Genomic DNA, 251 nt, shown 5'->3' with positions numbered 1-251 from the left:
ATCTCCGGGAGGGACCCCGTTTACGCACTTGTCATCGATCCAGATCTCGCCCTTCGTCTGCTCATCGAGGCCGGCTATCATGCGGAGCGTTGTCGATTTGCCGCAGCCTGACGGTCCGACGAGGACGGTGAAGGAACCGTCCCGAATCGTCAGATCCAAATTTTTGATGACTTCCTCGTCTTTGAAAAACTTGCTGATTCCTTTTAGCTCGATTCTGCCCATCTCACATACCTCCCGATTATTTGCTGAGC

General features: G+C 53.0%; 1 protein-coding gene. It reads right to left on the bottom strand.

Annotated elements, in window-relative coordinates:
• A partial coding sequence (locus tag ACSNOG_RS33715; RefSeq protein ID WP_436756471.1) for an ATP-binding cassette domain-containing protein occupies positions 1 to 222 on the bottom strand: 222 nt, incomplete at its 3' end.
• Between the last annotated feature and the right edge of the window lie 29 nt (positions 223 to 251).

Origin of the sequence: Streptomyces sp. URMC 124 (assembly GCF_051386455.1) — a bacterium.
Taxonomy (GTDB): Bacteria; Actinomycetota; Actinomycetes; order Streptomycetales; family Streptomycetaceae; genus Streptomyces.
This window is presented reverse-complemented; position numbering and strand designations above follow the sequence as displayed.